At 71.3% G+C, this 14,487-nt stretch carries 19 protein-coding genes; 6 read left to right on the forward strand and 13 right to left on the reverse strand.

Translation table 11 applies throughout. The features are described from left to right. Positions 1-11: 11 nt before the first annotated feature. Positions 12-557 carry an RNA polymerase sigma factor gene (locus J2S43_RS18140; RefSeq protein WP_306830713.1) on the forward strand — a complete coding sequence of 182 codons (546 nt, stop codon included), beginning with the start codon at positions 12-14 and terminating at the stop codon, positions 555-557. Then, positions 550-981, forward strand: a complete 432-nt coding sequence (locus J2S43_RS18145; protein ID WP_306830714.1) for a hypothetical protein — start codon at positions 550-552, stop codon at positions 979-981. The genes J2S43_RS18140 and J2S43_RS18145 overlap by 8 nt, the downstream gene beginning before the upstream one ends. Before the next feature lie 45 nt (positions 982-1,026). On the opposite strand, the gene J2S43_RS18150 is transcribed toward J2S43_RS18145, so the two are convergent. Genes J2S43_RS18150 through J2S43_RS18160 form a run of 3 tightly spaced genes read right to left on the reverse strand, consistent with a single transcriptional unit; the run spans position 1,027 to position 3,304 of the window. Next, a complete protein-coding gene (locus J2S43_RS18150) occupies positions 1,027-2,223 on the reverse strand; it encodes a cytochrome P450 (RefSeq protein WP_306830716.1) in 1,197 nt (398 codons plus the stop codon). A gap of 32 nt (positions 2,224-2,255) precedes the next feature. Next, entirely contained in the window at positions 2,256-2,837 is a 582-nt protein-coding gene (locus tag J2S43_RS18155; protein ID WP_306830719.1) for a hypothetical protein, read from the reverse strand. Continuing rightward, complete coding sequence (locus J2S43_RS18160) at positions 2,834-3,304, reverse strand: hypothetical protein (RefSeq protein WP_306830720.1); 471 nt, start codon at positions 3,302-3,304, stop codon at positions 2,834-2,836. Before J2S43_RS18160 ends, J2S43_RS18155 begins: the two co-directional genes overlap by 4 nt. Before the next feature lie 17 nt (positions 3,305-3,321). Between J2S43_RS18160 and J2S43_RS18165 the strand changes: the two genes are divergently transcribed. Next, positions 3,322-3,807: a GNAT family N-acetyltransferase gene (locus tag J2S43_RS18165; RefSeq protein ID WP_306830723.1), complete on the forward strand. Its 486-nt coding sequence runs from the start codon at positions 3,322-3,324 to the stop codon at positions 3,805-3,807. A gap of 5 nt (positions 3,808-3,812) precedes the next feature. Here J2S43_RS18165 and J2S43_RS18170 read toward each other — a convergent pair whose 3' ends face one another. The 6 genes from J2S43_RS18170 to J2S43_RS18195 form a co-directional block, all read right to left on the reverse strand. Further along, positions 3,813-4,346 carry a DUF6036 family nucleotidyltransferase gene (locus J2S43_RS18170; protein ID WP_306830725.1) on the reverse strand — a complete coding sequence of 178 codons (534 nt, stop codon included), beginning with the start codon at positions 4,344-4,346 and terminating at the stop codon, positions 3,813-3,815. Next, entirely contained in the window at positions 4,343-4,723 is a 381-nt protein-coding gene (locus J2S43_RS18175; protein WP_306830727.1) for a hypothetical protein, read from the reverse strand. Before J2S43_RS18175 ends, J2S43_RS18170 begins: the two co-directional genes overlap by 4 nt. A 148-nt stretch (positions 4,724-4,871) precedes the next feature. Continuing rightward, complete coding sequence (locus tag J2S43_RS18180) at positions 4,872-6,014, reverse strand: RCC1 domain-containing protein (RefSeq protein ID WP_306830728.1); 1,143 nt, start codon at positions 6,012-6,014, stop codon at positions 4,872-4,874. Between the two features lie 113 nt (positions 6,015-6,127). Further along, positions 6,128-6,634 (reverse strand): NUDIX hydrolase, encoded by a 507-nt coding sequence (locus tag J2S43_RS18185; RefSeq protein ID WP_306830731.1) that lies wholly within the window; start codon positions 6,632-6,634, stop codon positions 6,128-6,130. A 2-nt stretch (positions 6,635-6,636) separates the two neighbouring features. Continuing rightward, entirely contained in the window at positions 6,637-7,425 is a 789-nt protein-coding gene (locus tag J2S43_RS18190) for an alpha/beta fold hydrolase (RefSeq protein WP_306830738.1), read from the reverse strand. A gap of 75 nt (positions 7,426-7,500) precedes the next feature. Continuing rightward, positions 7,501-7,743 carry a hypothetical protein gene (locus J2S43_RS18195; protein WP_306830740.1) on the reverse strand — a complete coding sequence of 81 codons (243 nt, stop codon included), beginning with the start codon at positions 7,741-7,743 and terminating at the stop codon, positions 7,501-7,503. A 23-nt stretch (positions 7,744-7,766) separates the two neighbouring features. On the opposite strand from J2S43_RS18195, the gene J2S43_RS18200 reads away from it, so the two are divergent. After that, positions 7,767-8,186: a hypothetical protein gene (locus J2S43_RS18200; RefSeq protein WP_306830742.1), complete on the forward strand. Its 420-nt coding sequence runs from the start codon at positions 7,767-7,769 to the stop codon at positions 8,184-8,186. Between the two features lie 875 nt (positions 8,187-9,061). Beyond that, the gene (locus J2S43_RS18205; protein WP_306839327.1) at positions 9,062-10,342 is read left to right on the forward strand and encodes an ISL3 family transposase; all 1,281 of its coding nucleotides are present in this window, start codon (positions 9,062-9,064) and stop codon (positions 10,340-10,342) included. A gap of 283 nt (positions 10,343-10,625) precedes the next feature. Here J2S43_RS18205 and J2S43_RS18210 read toward each other — a convergent pair whose 3' ends face one another. The 3 genes from J2S43_RS18210 to J2S43_RS18220 all read right to left on the reverse strand — a co-directional run bounded on the left by J2S43_RS18210 (position 10,626) and on the right by J2S43_RS18220 (position 12,923). Then, positions 10,626-11,771 (reverse strand): sensor histidine kinase, encoded by a 1,146-nt coding sequence (locus J2S43_RS18210; RefSeq protein WP_306830744.1) that lies wholly within the window; start codon positions 11,769-11,771, stop codon positions 10,626-10,628. 34 nt (positions 11,772-11,805) lie between these two features. Further along, on the reverse strand, positions 11,806-12,471 hold the full coding sequence (locus tag J2S43_RS18215; RefSeq protein WP_306830746.1) for a response regulator transcription factor: 666 nt from the start codon (positions 12,469-12,471) through the stop codon (positions 11,806-11,808). 65 nt (positions 12,472-12,536) lie between these two features. Beyond that, entirely contained in the window at positions 12,537-12,923 is a 387-nt protein-coding gene (locus J2S43_RS18220) for a MerR family transcriptional regulator (RefSeq protein WP_306830748.1), read from the reverse strand. 57 nt (positions 12,924-12,980) lie between these two features. Between J2S43_RS18220 and J2S43_RS18225 the strand changes: the two genes are divergently transcribed. After that, positions 12,981-13,688: an SDR family NAD(P)-dependent oxidoreductase gene (locus J2S43_RS18225; RefSeq protein WP_306830750.1), complete on the forward strand. Its 708-nt coding sequence runs from the start codon at positions 12,981-12,983 to the stop codon at positions 13,686-13,688. Here J2S43_RS18225 and J2S43_RS18230 read toward each other — a convergent pair. After that, positions 13,673-14,335 (reverse strand): SMI1/KNR4 family protein, encoded by a 663-nt coding sequence (locus tag J2S43_RS18230; protein WP_306830752.1) that lies wholly within the window; start codon positions 14,333-14,335, stop codon positions 13,673-13,675. The genes J2S43_RS18225 and J2S43_RS18230 overlap by 16 nt on opposite strands. Positions 14,336-14,487 lie beyond the last annotated feature (152 nt).

The raw sequence follows: 14,487 nt of genomic DNA on the forward strand, positions 1-14,487 counted from the left end.
GGCTCGATGTCGTGACGACGGACCTTCCGGCGGTCGTCGACGCGGCCGCCGCCGGCGACCGAGCGGCCTGGGACGTCCTGGTCGAGCGGTACGGACGTCTGGTGTGGGCGATCGCCCGCGGTTTCCGGCTGGGTGACGCGGACGCGGCCGACGTGAGCCAGGCCGTCTGGCTGCGGCTGGTGGAGAACCTCGACGGCATCCGTGATCCGGGCGCGCTCGCGTCCTGGCTGGGCACCACCACCCGGCGTGAGGCGCTGGCCGTGCTGCGCCGCCGGTCCGACGTGCCGCTCTCCGACCTCGACGACACGGACGCCGGTGACGAGCCGCCGCCGTGGCACGGCGTGCTGGCCGAGGAGCGCGACCGCGAGCTGTGGCGTGCGTTCGACCGGCTGCCGCACCGCTGCCAGCGTCTGTTGCGGCTGCTGGTGATCGAGCCGGCCGGTTACTCCGCTGCCGCGGCCGCGCTGGACGTGCCGATCGGCAGTCTCGGCCCGACCCGGGCCCGGTGCCTGCACGCGCTGCGCGCCGAGTTGCGGACGGCGGACGGCGATGAGTGACCTGGACCGGCTCGCCGCGATGTTCGACCGGGTCGACCCGGTGCCCGAGGCGGTGCTCGCCGCGGCCCGGGACGCGTTCGGCTGGCGCACGATCGACGCGGACCTGGCCCGGCTGACCGCGGACAGCCTGCTGACCGAGGCCGCGGTCCGCGGCGACGCGGCCCGCCTGCTCACGTTCGAGGCGGGCGGCACCGTGATCGAGGCCGAGGTCGCCGGCACCGGCACGGCTCTGCGCGTCCTCGGCCAGGTCGTGCCGCCCGGCCCGGCCCGGGTCCGCCTCGAGCAGCCGGGCGGCACGGCCGAGACGGTCGCGGACGCGCTGGGCCGGTTCACGCTCACCGGCGTGCGCCCCGGCCCGTCCCGGTTCGTCTGCACCCGCCTTCCGTCCGGCCCGGCCGTCCGTACGGAGTGGACGGTCCTCTGATCGCGGCGGGCTCCCGTTTCCCCCGTTACGGGGGCCCGCCGCCCGCTACCGGCGCACCGGCAGCATGAGCGGTCCGCGCACGTTGATCGATCGCCGTACCGCGATGGGCTGGTCCGTGGCAGGGCTCAGGTGCGGGAGCATCGCAAGCGCGATCCGTGCCTGGGCCCGCGCCGGTCCCGCGCCCGCGCAGGTGTGCACGCCGGCACCGAACCCGAAGTGGCGGGACGGCGTGCGGGTCGCGTCGAACCGGTCGCCGTCCGGGAAGCGTTCCTCGTCCCGGTTCGCGGACGCGAACACCAGCAGCACGTCCGCGCCCTCGGGCACGTCCACGCCACCGATCGTGGCCGCGCGGGTGGCGAGCCGGAAGATCGTCGGCACCGGTGACTCGTACCGCAGCGTCTCCTCGACCGCGTTCGGCAGCAGCTCCGGCTTCCACTGGTCAGGAGCTTGGAGCAGCAGCCGGACCACGCTGCCGATCAGGTCGGTGGTGGTGATGTGCGCCGCGCCGAACGTGCTGCCGATCGTCCCGACGATCTCCGCCTCCTGGTCCGCGGTCAGCGGCGCGTCGCCCGGCGCGAGCGCCGCGACCACATCACTGATCAGATCCCCGGTGGGTACGGCACGCCGGGCGCGCACGTAGCCGGCGATCACCCGTTGCAGACCCAGCGCGGTACGGGCGTCGGCCGCCTCCTCCGCCTCGGTGGAGTCCGCGCCGCCCAGCCGGAACAGCGCCGCACTGCCGGCCCGCGCGGCCTCGGCGTCCTCCGCCGACAGGCCGAACAGTTCGGCCGCGGTCGCCACCGGCAGCGGCGAGGCGAACCGCCCGACCAGGTCCACCGTGTCCTCGAACGCGTCGATCAGCGCACCGGCCCGCGCCCGGATCCCCGGCTCCAGCGCCTTGATCCGCCCCGGCGCGGTCAGATGCCGGGTGTAGGGCACGCGCAGCCGGTGGTGCGCCGGCCCGTCCGACGTGATGTGATCGGGCTTCTGCGGGTAGCCCTCGGCCAGCACCGCGAACGTCCCCGGATACAGCGGCCGCACCGGCCGCAGGCTGTTCGCCGACGAGAACCCGGCCGAGTCCCGCAGCACCGCGTCCACGTCCCGGAACCGGGTGACCACCCAGGCGTCCAGCCGCGGCGAGTAGAACACCGGCTCGCGTCGCCGCGCCTCCGCGTAGAACGGATAGGGATCCGCGAGATGCACGCCGAGCGGATCGTAGCTCTCCGCCAGTTCACTGACCATCGCCCCTCCCTCCCCGGCAACCCTTTACGCGTTCATCCCCGCAGGTCCCGCAGGACGACACCGTCCGGCCGTTCGCCGCAGTCGGGATAGTGCAGGTCCAGCAGCATCGGATCGAGCGTTATCGCGGCGCGGCCGGTGAACGCCTCGTCCAGGAAGAACGTCGCCCTCGTGCCGGCCCCGGCAGGTGCGGTGAACGGCTCCGGCGGCGCGATCGGGCGGTAGCCGTCCAGCGTGAGCCGAAATCCCCGGCCGTCCCGCCACACCTCGACGTCGACGTGTGTGCAGATCGTCGACGCGTCGAGATAGACGCCACGCCGCAGCCTCCGGTCCATCAGCGGATGGCCGGTGAACAGCGGCAGGTCGTGGCCGGGCGGCAGCGTGTCCGCCTGGTCGTCGGTCACCGTGAACACGAGGTCAGCGGTGATCTCCGCGACGACGCGCGACACGTGCGCCGCCGCGCTGTCCCGACCCGGATGGAACGCCTGCTTCACGACCTCGCCGAACACCATGGTCGGCAGCCGCGGATCGCCCCGGCCCACCCCGAAGTACATGTGAATCCGCCGGCGCACCGCCTCCTCGCCCGGCAGCACGGTCAGCTCATCCCTGTCGCTCACCGCTCCAGTATGGACCGTGCCGTCGTCAGGAAGGTACCGCGCAGGTCGTCCAGTTCGGCGTAGAGATCGTCCAGCGAGGCCACGCCGTCCCAGACCGCGCGGTTGAGACGCACGAAGTAGACACGGGCGGCGGTGTGCACCTCGGCCGGGTAGAGGACCTGCAGCATGCGTTCGGCGACCCAGAGGCGGTGCATCGTGTCCTGCGCGGCCGTCGGCCACGGGTCGCCGGCCGACCAGTCGCCGGGCCGCTCGAACGCGGCCCGTTCCGCCTCGGCCGCCACCGCGATGAAGCGCTCCAGGTGCGTGAGCCGCTCCGCGCGGCGGGCCTCGGCCCGCTCGGTCTCCTGCCGCCGCTGCTCCGCGCGCACGCTCATCCGCTGCGTGCTGTGCTGCACCAGATAGGACAGACCACCGCCGAGCAGCACCCCGCCGAGCGAGGTGATCGCGGTGAGCATCTCGCCGGCCACCGGGTTACCCTACCGCGATGCGAGTGCGCGCCTTCGAGGACAACGACTGGCCCGGCGTGTGGCCGATCATCCACGACGTCGTGACCGCGCAGGAGACCTTCCCGTACGACCCGGGCATGTCCTCACCGGCCGCCCGCGCGATGTGGATCGAGTCGCCACCGGGCCTGACCGTCGTGGCCGTGGACGGCGACCGGGTGCTCGGCACCGCCAAGATGGGCCCGAACCGCCCCGGCCCCGGCGCGCACGTGTCGACCGCGAGCTTCATGGTCGCGGCGGACTCCCGCGGCACCGGCGTCGGGACCGCGCTGTGCCGCTTCGCCCTCGCCTGGGCCCGCACCAACGGCTACGCCGCCATGCAGTTCAACGCCGTCGTCGAGTCCAACCACGCCGCCGTCCACCTCTACCGGCGCCTCGGCTTCACCGTCCTCGCCACCGTCCCCCGCGCCTTCACCCACCCCACCCTCGGCCGCATCGGCCTCCACCTGATGCACCAGGAGTTCTGAACCCGCTACTCACCCGGGGCAAATAGATCTTCCAGGACCCCTCGTGCCCGAGCGCCGAGCTCCTCACTCGGGAAAAACCGAGCGCAGAGCTCAAGAACCTCTTCAACGCCGGTCACACCGGTTATCGCTACCAGCGTGCGCAGATCAGCAACGTCGCGGCTGCGTGCGGCGAACACCTTCATCGCAAGGACGTGCTCAGGCGAGGCCGCCATGACGCGGATGCCCGGATGGTCGAACACCTTCCGCTTCGCGGGATCATCCTGACCGGAGATGTAGGAGCTGGCCTGCTCATTGAGCCACCAGAACGGCAAGTCGAGCGACTCCGCGACCTTGCGGGCCTCGTCAAGAACAACGCCGTGCGGGACGAACAGAGCATCGACGTCGCGTGTCACGCGGTTGGCGTCGTATGCGAGAGCCATTGCAGCACCACCGACAATGAAGAGATCGGCGACAACCCCGCGAGCGACCAAGCGTTCACCGAGTGCGGTGAACGCCCGTTCCAATTCCGCACGGCCGAGCAGGCCGTCTCCGGTACTCATGCGGCCTCGAGGTCGCGGGCCGAGAGGTAGACGCCGTGCTTGCGGAACGCGGCCGGGGCCCAGACCAGCGCTTCCATGCGCTGACTGGGCAGCTCGGCCGGGAACCACGGCGTACGCAGCGTGCGTGACCGGGTCCATGCCGGCGGTGCCAGATCATGCTGGGCGGCAAGGTGCTCGGCCATGGCCGCCAGCAGTGCATCCCAGCGATCATCGCCGACGGGCTCGGGCTCCTCGATCAGAAGGCGCGTCTGGACATCGGCGGGCTCCCAGCGATACTCCTCCTGGAACTCCCAGAAGTGCTTCCACCGGATCGCCTCGTCGGGCTGGCGCCGCACGCGTGTCGCGAGCTGCGCCAACGTCATCGGCTGGTATGCCATGCCGTCACCTTTCCCACCCGCACAGGATAGATGGCCGGGGTCCCGCCACGTGGCCGTCCCACGACCATCGTCCGGGGGACCCACCGACTGCTGCGCATGGAGAGCGCCGGACGGCGGGCCGAGACGCGGCCCGCCGTCCGGGTGGCGGTCAGAGGAACGTGACCTGCACCGGAGTTGTGCGGCGGACGGTGGTGCCGTCGCCGAGCTGGCCGCTGCCGTTGTTGCCCCAGCACCAGAGCGTGCCGTCGGTGCGGATGGCGCAGCCGTGGTAGCCGACCGCGAGCGCGGTCGTCCAGGTCGTGGCCGTGCCGATCCGCGCCGGCGCGTTGCGGTGCGTGGTGGTGCCGTCGGCGAGCTGGCCCTGGCCGTTGTGGCCCCAGCACCACAGGCTCCCGTCGGTGCGGGACGCGCACGTCGTGTCGAAGCCGACCCCGGCCGCGGCCCAGGTGTTGCCGGTGACCTGCAGCGGCGCGGTCTGATAGGGCACGTTCGCGCCCAGCTGCCCGTAGCCGTTCTCGCCCCAGCACCACAGCGACGCATCCGTACGCGTGGCGCAGGTGAAGGTGTATCCGGCGGTCACGCCGTTCCAGGTGGCCGCGGTGCCGACCTGTGCCGGGCTGGTCCGGTAGCCGAGCGTGCCGATGCCGAGCTGCCCGCTGGAACTGTCACCCCAGCACCACAGCGTCCGGTCGGTGCGGGTGGCGCAGGTGTGCGCGAACCCGGTCGTCACGGTGGCCCAGCTGGTCGCGGTGCCGACCCGCAGCGGGACCGTCGAGACGTAGACGGATCCGCCCTGGCCGAGCTGGCTGTGCCGGTCGAAACCCCAGCACCACAGCGACCCGTCGGTACGGGTGGCGCACGTGTGGTTGTCGCCGGCGCTTACGCTCGCCCAGGTGGTGACGTCCCCGACCCGTGCCGGCGCGGTTCTGGTCGTCGTGGTGCCGTCGCCGAGCTGGCCGCGGAAGTTGTTGCCCCAGCACCAGAGTGATCCGTCGGTGCGGACCGCGCAGGTGTGCCCGGTGCCCGCGTCGGCCGCGGTCCAGGCGCCGGCGATGGCGACCGGCACGCCGCGGGCCGTCGTGCCGCCGTCGCCGAGCTGGCCGCTGGAGTTGCTGCCCCAGCACCACAGCGAGGCGTCGCCGCCGATCGCGCAGGTGTGCCCCCACCCGACGGTGACGGCGGTGATGGTGGCCGGGGCCGCGGCGCTCGCCGGCGCCGCCAGGCCGAGAAGCCCGGCCACCATCACCGCGACGGCGACCATCCACAGTGAACTTGTTCGATGCTTGCTCATACGTCGATCTCCCGGAGGGCGTCATGGTGGGTCGCGGCGAGCCCCATGATCGGAGCTCCCGCACGGACACGATGGGAGCGCTTCCAGGAGTATTACATCGACACAGGGCAATATCAATCGAACCCTAGCGCCGCCAGCCGCTCGCCCGCCGGCGCGAACCAGGCCGTCTCGCTACCCCGCATCGTGGTCTCGATCCGCAGCCGCTCGTAGTCGTTCAGCGGCGGCAGCACGTCCTGCGCAAACCACCCCACCTCCAGCGACTCGTCGTCCGCGACCCGCGCCGCATCCTCCCCCGGCACCGGGCGGCAGAGAAACCACAGGTTGAGGTACTGACATTCGTCACCGTTCGGGTAGCGCGTCGGATGCATCGCCACCCCGGCCAGCCGCTCCACGGTCACCCGCACGCCGGTCTCCTCCAGCACCTCGCGCACCGCCGCCTCGGCCGGCTGCTCCCCCGGATCGATCACCCCGGACGGGATCGACCACCGCCCGTCATCACTGCGCCGCTCCAGCAGCAGCTCCCCCGCGTCGTTCACCACCACGGCACTGGCACTCGGCAACATGAGCAGGTCATGCCCGATCCGCGCACGCAGACCGGCGATGTAGTCGGAGACACCCATGATCAAACCTTAGCGAGGAACCCCCGGAGCACTTCCAGAAACGCCTCGGGCCGATCCATGTTGACCGTGTGCGCCGCCCCGTCGATCACCACCTGCTCCGCGCCGCACGCCGCAAGCTCGTCCGACACGCCCCGGATGTCGGAGGTGTCCAGCGCACCCACCACGGTCAGCAGCGGTTTCGGCAGCTCCGCCAGCCGATCGACCGCCCCCACCTCGATCATCCGCCCGGTCGCCTCCACCGACAGCCGCACTAGCCCGTCCCGCATCATCGCCGCACACTTCTCCCGCATCGCCGCCGGCACATCCCCCGGCGCCCGATGCGGCCCGTCCACCCACGCCCGCAGCATCGCCTCGACGAACCCGTCCGCATCCCGCCGCGCCGCCGCATCCGCCTGCGCCCGCTGACACTCCAGCGTGAACAGATCCGCGAACGTCATCCCACTGACCCCGGTCGACACCAAAACCAAGGTCAACGGCACCCGGGGGTACGCCAGCGCGAAGTCGATCGCCGTCCGCCCACCCAGCGACAGCCCGACCAGCACCGGCCGCTCCGCCCTCACCTCACGCAGCACCGCCGCGAGATCCTCATAGGCGCGATAATCCCCACGCGCCGCCGTCGACCGCCCGTGCGACCGCGCGTCAAACCGCGTCACCCGATGGTCCGCCGCGAGGTCCTCGAACTGCCCGTCCCACATGGACGCGTCCAGCCCACCACCGTGCAGCAGCACCAGATCCCGCCCCGCTCCCGCGGTCTCGCAGTACAGCTCTCCGTTCTCGACCACAACACCCATGCCACACAGCCAACCACGCCCGCCACCGCCCCGGCCGCCCCCGCGAGCCATTCGGGCGTGCAAAAACATCCGGGCCTACAGCAGCCGCTCCTGGCGGGGCAGCGTCAGGCGGGCCGTGGTGATCGTGGCGGTCAGGGCGTCCTCGTTCAGGTCGCGGTCCACCACCTGCGCGTACGACCGGCCCTGGTTCTGGGTGTTGCGCATGCGCACCACGTTCGGGAACCGGCCCACCGCGCGCATGTCGCCCAGCCCGGACAGGAAGATCAGCTGGATGCCGTTCGCCGCGGCCACGCGGCGCTGGAGGTCCAGGAACGCCACGTAGTTCGCTGAGCTGAGCCTGGATGAAGACGGTGTGTGCCGCACCCACCCGGGACGCGAGATCGAGGTGCACCCGGCGGATCCGGCGCAGCGTCTCGACCAGCTCGCCGGACGCCTGCCGCACGGCCGCGTCCGTCTCGGTGTCGATGCCGGCCGCCACGTGGTTGAGCACCTCCGCGTCCTCGGCCACGCGCGACTCGACGTGCTCGCGGGCGCGCTCCAGCCGGCGCGGCACGTCGACCGTCCAGTCGACGGCGCGCACGTCCCGCCGGGTCGCCTCCATCAGGTCCGTCAACGACGCGGCCATCGCCACCGACACGCGCTCGGCCTGCGCGGCCGTCCGCCCGGCCGCCTCGAACCGACGGTCGCGCAGCTGCCGCTGGAGCACCACGGAGAACGCCGCCTCCGCGTCGTCCACGTCCAGGTCCAGCCCGCTGAGATAGAGCAGCACGGCCTGCGGCGACGCCTGCACGATCGCGCCGTCCGGGCTGTCCTGCAGCGCGAGCAGCTTGAACGCGAACTCCTCGCGCCGCCCGCCGTCGTCCGTGAACGGGTAGACGAACGCGCGCTGCCCCTCCCGCGGGCACCAGCCCAATGCCACTCAGCCTATTTTGATCTTGGAGGAGCCGCGGTACGGCCGCACTCCCGGCGGGAATGCTCTCAGCCCGATCCGGGTTCCGTGGCCCACTCGCTGTCGGCACGCGAATCACACGCGGTCTCCGGGCGCCGGTCGCACTCCCGCGACCAGCAGGAATGCTCTCAGCCCGATCCGGGTTCCGTGGCCCACTCGCTGTCGGCACGCGAATCACACGCGGCCTCCGGGCGCCGGTCGCACTCCCGCGACCAGCATGAATGCCCTCAGCCCGATCCGGGTTCCGTGACCCACTCGCTGTCGGCACGCGAATCACACGCGGCCTCCGGGCGCCGGAACACCGCGGGCGGGCAGGGTCGGCCCCCTTCCGGCGGGGACCCGGCGCCTCGTGCCCGAAATCTCCCGATGAAGCGGGCAAGCGTCCTGCTGGCGGGGCCGGGAGATCTTGACGGCCTCGGGCCCGGCGCCTGAGTGATCAATCAGGTGAGCAAAAAAGCGATCAACTTCGATTTTTGATCTACCTTTTGCTCACCTGATTGATCACTCAGGCCACAGCGGTGCCGACTCGCCGGCCTGTGGTGCGCGCCGGAGGGTGGGATGTAGCGATATTTCGGTGCTTGTGACGTTTGTGTGGGTGTTTTTGGGGGTTTGGGGTAGCGCACGCCGTTGGCCTGCTTACGTTCTGTCTTGACTAGAGTCAGAGCGTAGAAAGTGCAGGTCAACGGCGTGCGTGATGCCAGGGTATGGGCTCGGATGCTCGGACTCCAGAAGGCTGTCGTTGAGCGTGTCGAGTTCGACGAGGAACAGAATCTGCTGGTCGCGTCGGTGCGGCCGGCCCGGGGGCACCGTCGCCGGTGCGGGCTCTGCGGCCGTCGTAGTCCGGGCTATGACCAGGGTTCCGGCCGGCGGCGGTGGCGGGCCCTGGACCTCGGCACGATCATCGCCTACGTCGAAGCGGACGCCCCACGGGTCTCGTGCCCCGAGCACGGCATCGTCGTAGCCGGCGTCCCGTGGGCCCGGCACCATGCCGGGCACACCCTCGGCTTCGACCAGACCGTGGCCTGGCTCGCCACGACCTGCTCCAAGTCGGCGGTCACCCAGTTGATGCGCATCGCATGGCGGACCGTCGGGGCGATCGTCGCCCGGGTCTGGGCCGACACCGCACAACACACCGACCTGCTCAACGGCCTCACACGGATCGGGATCGACGAGATCTCCTACCGCAAAGGACACAAATTCCTCACCGTCATCGTCGACCACGACACCGGCCGCCTCGTCTGGGCCGCACCCGGCGCCGACGCCACCACCCTGACCGAGTTCTTCACCCAACTCGGACCCGACCGCTGCGCCCGAATCACCCACGTCACCAGTGATGCCGCCGCCTGGATCCGGCAAGCCGTCACCACCCACTGCCCACAAGCAATCCGCTGCGCCGACCCGTTCCACATCGTCGCCTGGGCCACCAAAGCCCTCGACGAACAACGCCGCACCACCTGGAACCAGATCCGCAAAGCCGCCCAGGGAACCCGACCCGCGAACCCCAACGACCGGCCCAAAGGCGCAGTGAAAACCCTCAAGAACGCCCGCTGGGCCCTCTGGAAAAACCCCGACACCCTCACCGAAGGACAACGCGAACAACTCGACTGGATCGCGAAAACCCAGCCCGCCCTCTACCGCGCCTGGGCGTTGAAAGAAGGCCTACGCACCGTCTTCACGATCGCCCGCCGCGACCCCGACGAAGCCATCGAAGCCCTCGACAAATGGATCTCCTGGGCCCGCCGCAGCCGCCTCACCCCCTTCACCACCCTCGCCCGCTCCATCACCCACCACCGCGAACCGATCATCGCCGCCATCACCCACCGGCTATCCAACGCCCTCATCGAATCCACCAACACCAAAATCCGGCTCATCATCCGCAGAGGCTTCGGATTCCACTCACCCGAACCCATCATCGCCCTCGCCATGCTCCACCTCGGCGGCCACCGCCCCACCCTCCCCAATAGATGACCACCAACCACCCACACATCCGTCACAAGAGCCGATATTTCGGGCGGGCAGGGCCCGATCGCCGCGAGCGGGCCGGGTCGGCTCGCGCTCCCCGGCCCGAAAGGACTGGGCAACAGAGTCAGTCCAAGGGGTGTGAGTGACAGAGAAGGGCCGGCGGGCGTCGCACGCACGCCAGCGGGGCGCAGGCAGGAATCCGTGGTCAACTTAAGCTAAGTGGCATTGGGCACCGGTCGTCGCTGGCGCTCCTCCCTTCCATTTCCGCGACTGGTCCCGCAAACCCCGGTCACCCACCGGCCGGAAGCCGCACCACGACGAGCAGGCCACCCTCCCCCCGCGGGACTAGCGCCAGCGTCCCATCGTGCGCCCGAACGATCGCCGCAACGATCGCCAGCCCGAGCCCGACACCGGCGTGCCCGACACCGGCGTACCCGGCTCCGGGTCGGCCGGTTCCTGCCTGCCCGGTGCCGGCGTGGGCGGCGCGCACCCGCTCGTTTCCTCGCTGAAACGGCTCGGTGAGTGTCGCGGCCACCTCCGGCGTGAGCACCGCACCGCTGTTCTCGACCGTGAGCACCGCGGTCCCCGCACGGGCCTCCGTCCCGATCCGCACGAAGCCGCCACCCGCCACGTTGTGGACGATCGCGTTCTGCACCAGGTTCATCGTCACCTGCAGCAGCAGCGAGTCCGACCCGGACACGTACACCACGTCCCCGGCGACCTCCACGGTGACGCCGTGCTCCTCCGCCAGCGGCAGCAGCGTCTCGGACGCCTCCTCCGCCGCGAGCGACAGGTCGACACGCTCCCGGGCGAACGACCGCTGATCGGCGCGGCTGAGCAGCAACAACGCCTCGGTCAGCCCGATCGCCCGGCCGTTGACCGCATACAGCCGCTCGATCAGCTCCCCGGTGACCCGCTCCGGATGCCCGCGCGCCACGTCCAGCATCGCCTGCGTGATCGCCAGCGGTGTCCGCAGCTCGTGCGACGCGTTCGCCGCGAACCTCCGCTGCTCGCCGACGTGCGCCTCGAGCCGCTCGAGCATCGCGTCGAACGCGTCCGCCAGTTCCCGGAACTCGTCGCCCCGGCCCGGCAGCCGGATCCGGTGCCCCAGCGACCCGGTCGCGGCCGTCCGGGTCGCGTCCGTGATCCGGGTCAGCGGCGCCAGCATCCGGCCGGCCAGTATCCAACCGCCCACCAGCCCGAACACCAGCAGGAACACCGCCATGACCGCGGCCCGCGGCGCGAACGCGTGAAGCAACTCGTACCGCGTGGGACTGTGCGGGCCCGGCCGGGGCGACCAGGCCGGCGGCTGCGGCACGTACCGCAGGAGGAACACCCACACGACCGCGAGCAGCAGCCCACCGGCGACCATCAGGAAGCCCGCATAGCTGAGCGCGAGCTTGAGCCGCACGCTCAGCCCAGGCTCCCTGCTCACGGCGTCACCGCTCACGGGGCCGCGATCCACGGCGTCACGGCAGCGCGTCGATGCGGTAACCGACCCCGGCCACGGTCTCGATGATCCCGGGCTCACCGAGCCGCTTCCGCAGCGAGGAGATCGTGATCCGCACCGCGTTGGTGAACGGGTCCGCATTCACATCCCACGCCCTCTCCAGCAGTTCCTCCGCGCTCACCACCCCGCCCTCGGCGGCCACGAGCACCTCCAGCACGGCGAACTGCTTCCGGGTCAGCGCCACATATCGGCCGTTCCGATAGACCTCCCGCCGGAACGGATCCACCCGCAACCCGGCCACCTCCCACACCGGCGGCCGGCGGCGCACCCGCCGCCGATCCAGCGCCCGCAGCCGCAGCACCAGCTCCCGCAGCACGAACGGCTTGGTCAGATAGTCATCCGCCCCCAGCGCGAACCCGGACACCTTGTCGTCCAGCCGGTCCGCCGCCGTCAGCATCAGGATCGGGATCCCGCTGCCCGACGCCAGGATCCACTCCGCGATCTCGTCCCCCGACCGCCCCGGCACATCCCGGTCGAGAACCGCCACGTCATAGGCATTGACCCCCAGCATCTCCAGCGCCGCATCCCCATCCCCCGCGACGTCGGCCGCGATCGCCTCCAGCCGCAGCCCGTCCCGGATCGCCTCCGCCAGGAACACCTCATCCTCAACGACCAGCACCCGCACGCCCCGATGCTACGAGCCACGACATATCACCGGCCTAACAAAAAGCGGGCACGATGCCACGTGCGCTATGCGGGCCGGTCCGCGGCGGAGAGCAGGCCGTCGAGGGCGTCGCGTTCCGCGGCCAGGCGGGTCATCGCGGCGGTGATGCGGGCGCGCTCGCGGGTCAGGTGACCGACCAGGCCGGGGCACGGGGACGGCACCGGATGGGTGGCGTCGCCGTGCACGCAGTGCAGCACCGCGGCGATGACCGTGGTGGGCAGCCCGGCCGCGAGCAGCGCTCTGATGTGGAAGACCGTGGTCACGTCGGACGGCGCGTAGTCGCGGTATCCATTGCCTCGCCGGGCCGGCCGCAGCAGGCCCTGCTCCTCGTAGTAGCGCAGCAGCCGCCCGCTCACGCCGGTCGCCCGGGCCAGCTCACCGATCCGCATGCCCGCCTCCGGCTTGACCTTCACACCGATGTGACAGCTTAGATTCGGCCCGTCGACGACCACAACCATCGAGGGGTACGCATGGCAGGCGCGATCATCATCGGGGCGGGACCGGGAATCGGGCGATCGGTCGCGCTGCGCTTCGCGCGGGCCGGCATGCCGGTCGCACTGATCTCACGCACCACCGGCCGGATCTCGGCGGAGGTGACCGCGCTCGGCGTGCGCACCGTCACCTGCCTCGCGGACGCCGCCGACGACGACGCGCTGCGGACCGCGCTGGACCATGCCATGGACGCGCTCGGCCCGCCGGACGCGGTGGTCTACAACGTCGCGCTGATCCGGCCGGACACGATCGGCGAACTCGGCGGGAACGCGCTCCGGCACGCCTGGACCGTCAACGTGGGCGGCGCGATCACCGCGGCCGCACACGTGCTGCCCGGCATGGCCCGGCGTGGCCACGGCACGTTCGTGGTCACCGGCGGCATGCCGGAGCCGAAACCGGAATACGTGTCCCTGTCACTCGGCAAGGCGGCCGTGCGCGCCCTCGTAGATCTGCTGGACCGCCAGTACGGTCCGGCCGGCGCACACATCGCGACCGTCACCGTGGCCGGCCCGGTCGCACCCGGCACCCCCTTCGACCCCGACGACATCGCCGACCGCTACTGGCACCTGCACACCCAGCCGCGCTCCCACTGGCAACGCGAGATCATCGACTCCGGCGCACCGGAGTCGATCGCCGGCCGGGTGCGCTCCCGCCCCGTCACGGCACCGGATCAGCGCTTCGCCTGATGCTCCGCCGCATCGAGCCACGCGAGATACCACCGGCTGAAGGTGAGGCGACGGCCGTTCGCGTCGAACAGCGGGGACAGGTCGAAGCCGTCGATGCGGTGGTCGCGCCAGATCATGCCGCGTTCGTCCCCCGTCACCACGAGCCAGTCCCTGCACAGGCAGCCCTCGTCGGACAGGCAGATCGCACCGGCCGTGCGATCGGGATGCCACAGCACTTCCTGCCACCGGTCGTACGCCAGCTGATAGTCGTCGAGGTACTCGAAATCGTACTGAGCCGGCCGTCGCAGCCCGGGCACATCGATGGCCGACCCGTCGACGTGTTGCGGAGAGAACGGCTCGCCGAGCCGCTGCACCTCGGTGCGGTGCGTGTCCTCCGCCGCCCACCCCCAACCATCGACCGTCCGATGCAGAGCGAAGACGCCGTAGGCCGGACCAGCGCCACCCGCACCGACCCGCGTCAGGAAAGCGCGGTAGTCCTCCGGCAGGCGAACCCCGAAAAGCTCCTCCGCCTCCTCGACCTCACGCTCCGCCAACTGCGGTTCCAGGGCGAACCGGTGCGCGAAACTCGCGAACACTCCCTCCGCCTCCGGTATCCCCGCCAACCGCAGCACCCGATCCCGAACCCCGCGCCACCAGCCGTCCTCCACGCCCGCAGCTTAGGTCTGCCCTCGACCCGGCAAGCGCTCAGCCGCGCGGGCACGGCGACGGGACCCGCGTGCTGTTCGGCACGATCGTCGTGCTCCTGACGCGCACGCCGGCCGTGGTCCCGTCGGCGCCGGGGCCGGGAGCACCGGCTGGA

The organism is Catenuloplanes nepalensis, assembly GCF_030811575.1.
Lineage (GTDB): Bacteria > Actinomycetota > Actinomycetes > Mycobacteriales > Micromonosporaceae > Catenuloplanes > Catenuloplanes nepalensis.

Bases quoted from the DNA above. Each gene is read 5' to 3' on its own strand.
- J2S43_RS18190 (WP_306830738.1), bottom strand. From the start codon at position 7,425: ATGGGTGTTGTGGTCGAGAACGGAGAGCTGTACTGCGAGACCGCGGGA.
- J2S43_RS18170 (WP_306830725.1), bottom strand. From the start codon at position 4,346: ATGAGTACCGGAGACGGCCTGCTCGGCCGTGCGGAATTGGAACGGGCG.
- J2S43_RS18145 (WP_306830714.1), top strand. From the start codon at position 550: ATGAGTGACCTGGACCGGCTCGCCGCGATGTTCGACCGGGTCGACCCG.
- J2S43_RS18165 (WP_306830723.1), top strand. From the start codon at position 3,322: ATGCGAGTGCGCGCCTTCGAGGACAACGACTGGCCCGGCGTGTGGCCG.
- J2S43_RS18175 (WP_306830727.1), bottom strand. From the start codon at position 4,723: ATGGCATACCAGCCGATGACGTTGGCGCAGCTCGCGACACGCGTGCGG.
- J2S43_RS18180 (WP_306830728.1), bottom strand. From the start codon at position 6,014: ATGAGCAAGCATCGAACAAGTTCACTGTGGATGGTCGCCGTCGCGGTG.
- J2S43_RS18225 (WP_306830750.1), top strand. From the start codon at position 12,981: ATGGCAGGCGCGATCATCATCGGGGCGGGACCGGGAATCGGGCGATCG.
- J2S43_RS18150 (WP_306830716.1), bottom strand. From the start codon at position 2,223: ATGGTCAGTGAACTGGCGGAGAGCTACGATCCGCTCGGCGTGCATCTC.
- J2S43_RS18185 (WP_306830731.1), bottom strand. From the start codon at position 6,634: ATGGGTGTCTCCGACTACATCGCCGGTCTGCGTGCGCGGATCGGGCAT.
- J2S43_RS18200 (WP_306830742.1), top strand. From the start codon at position 7,767: ATGAAGACGGTGTGTGCCGCACCCACCCGGGACGCGAGATCGAGGTGC.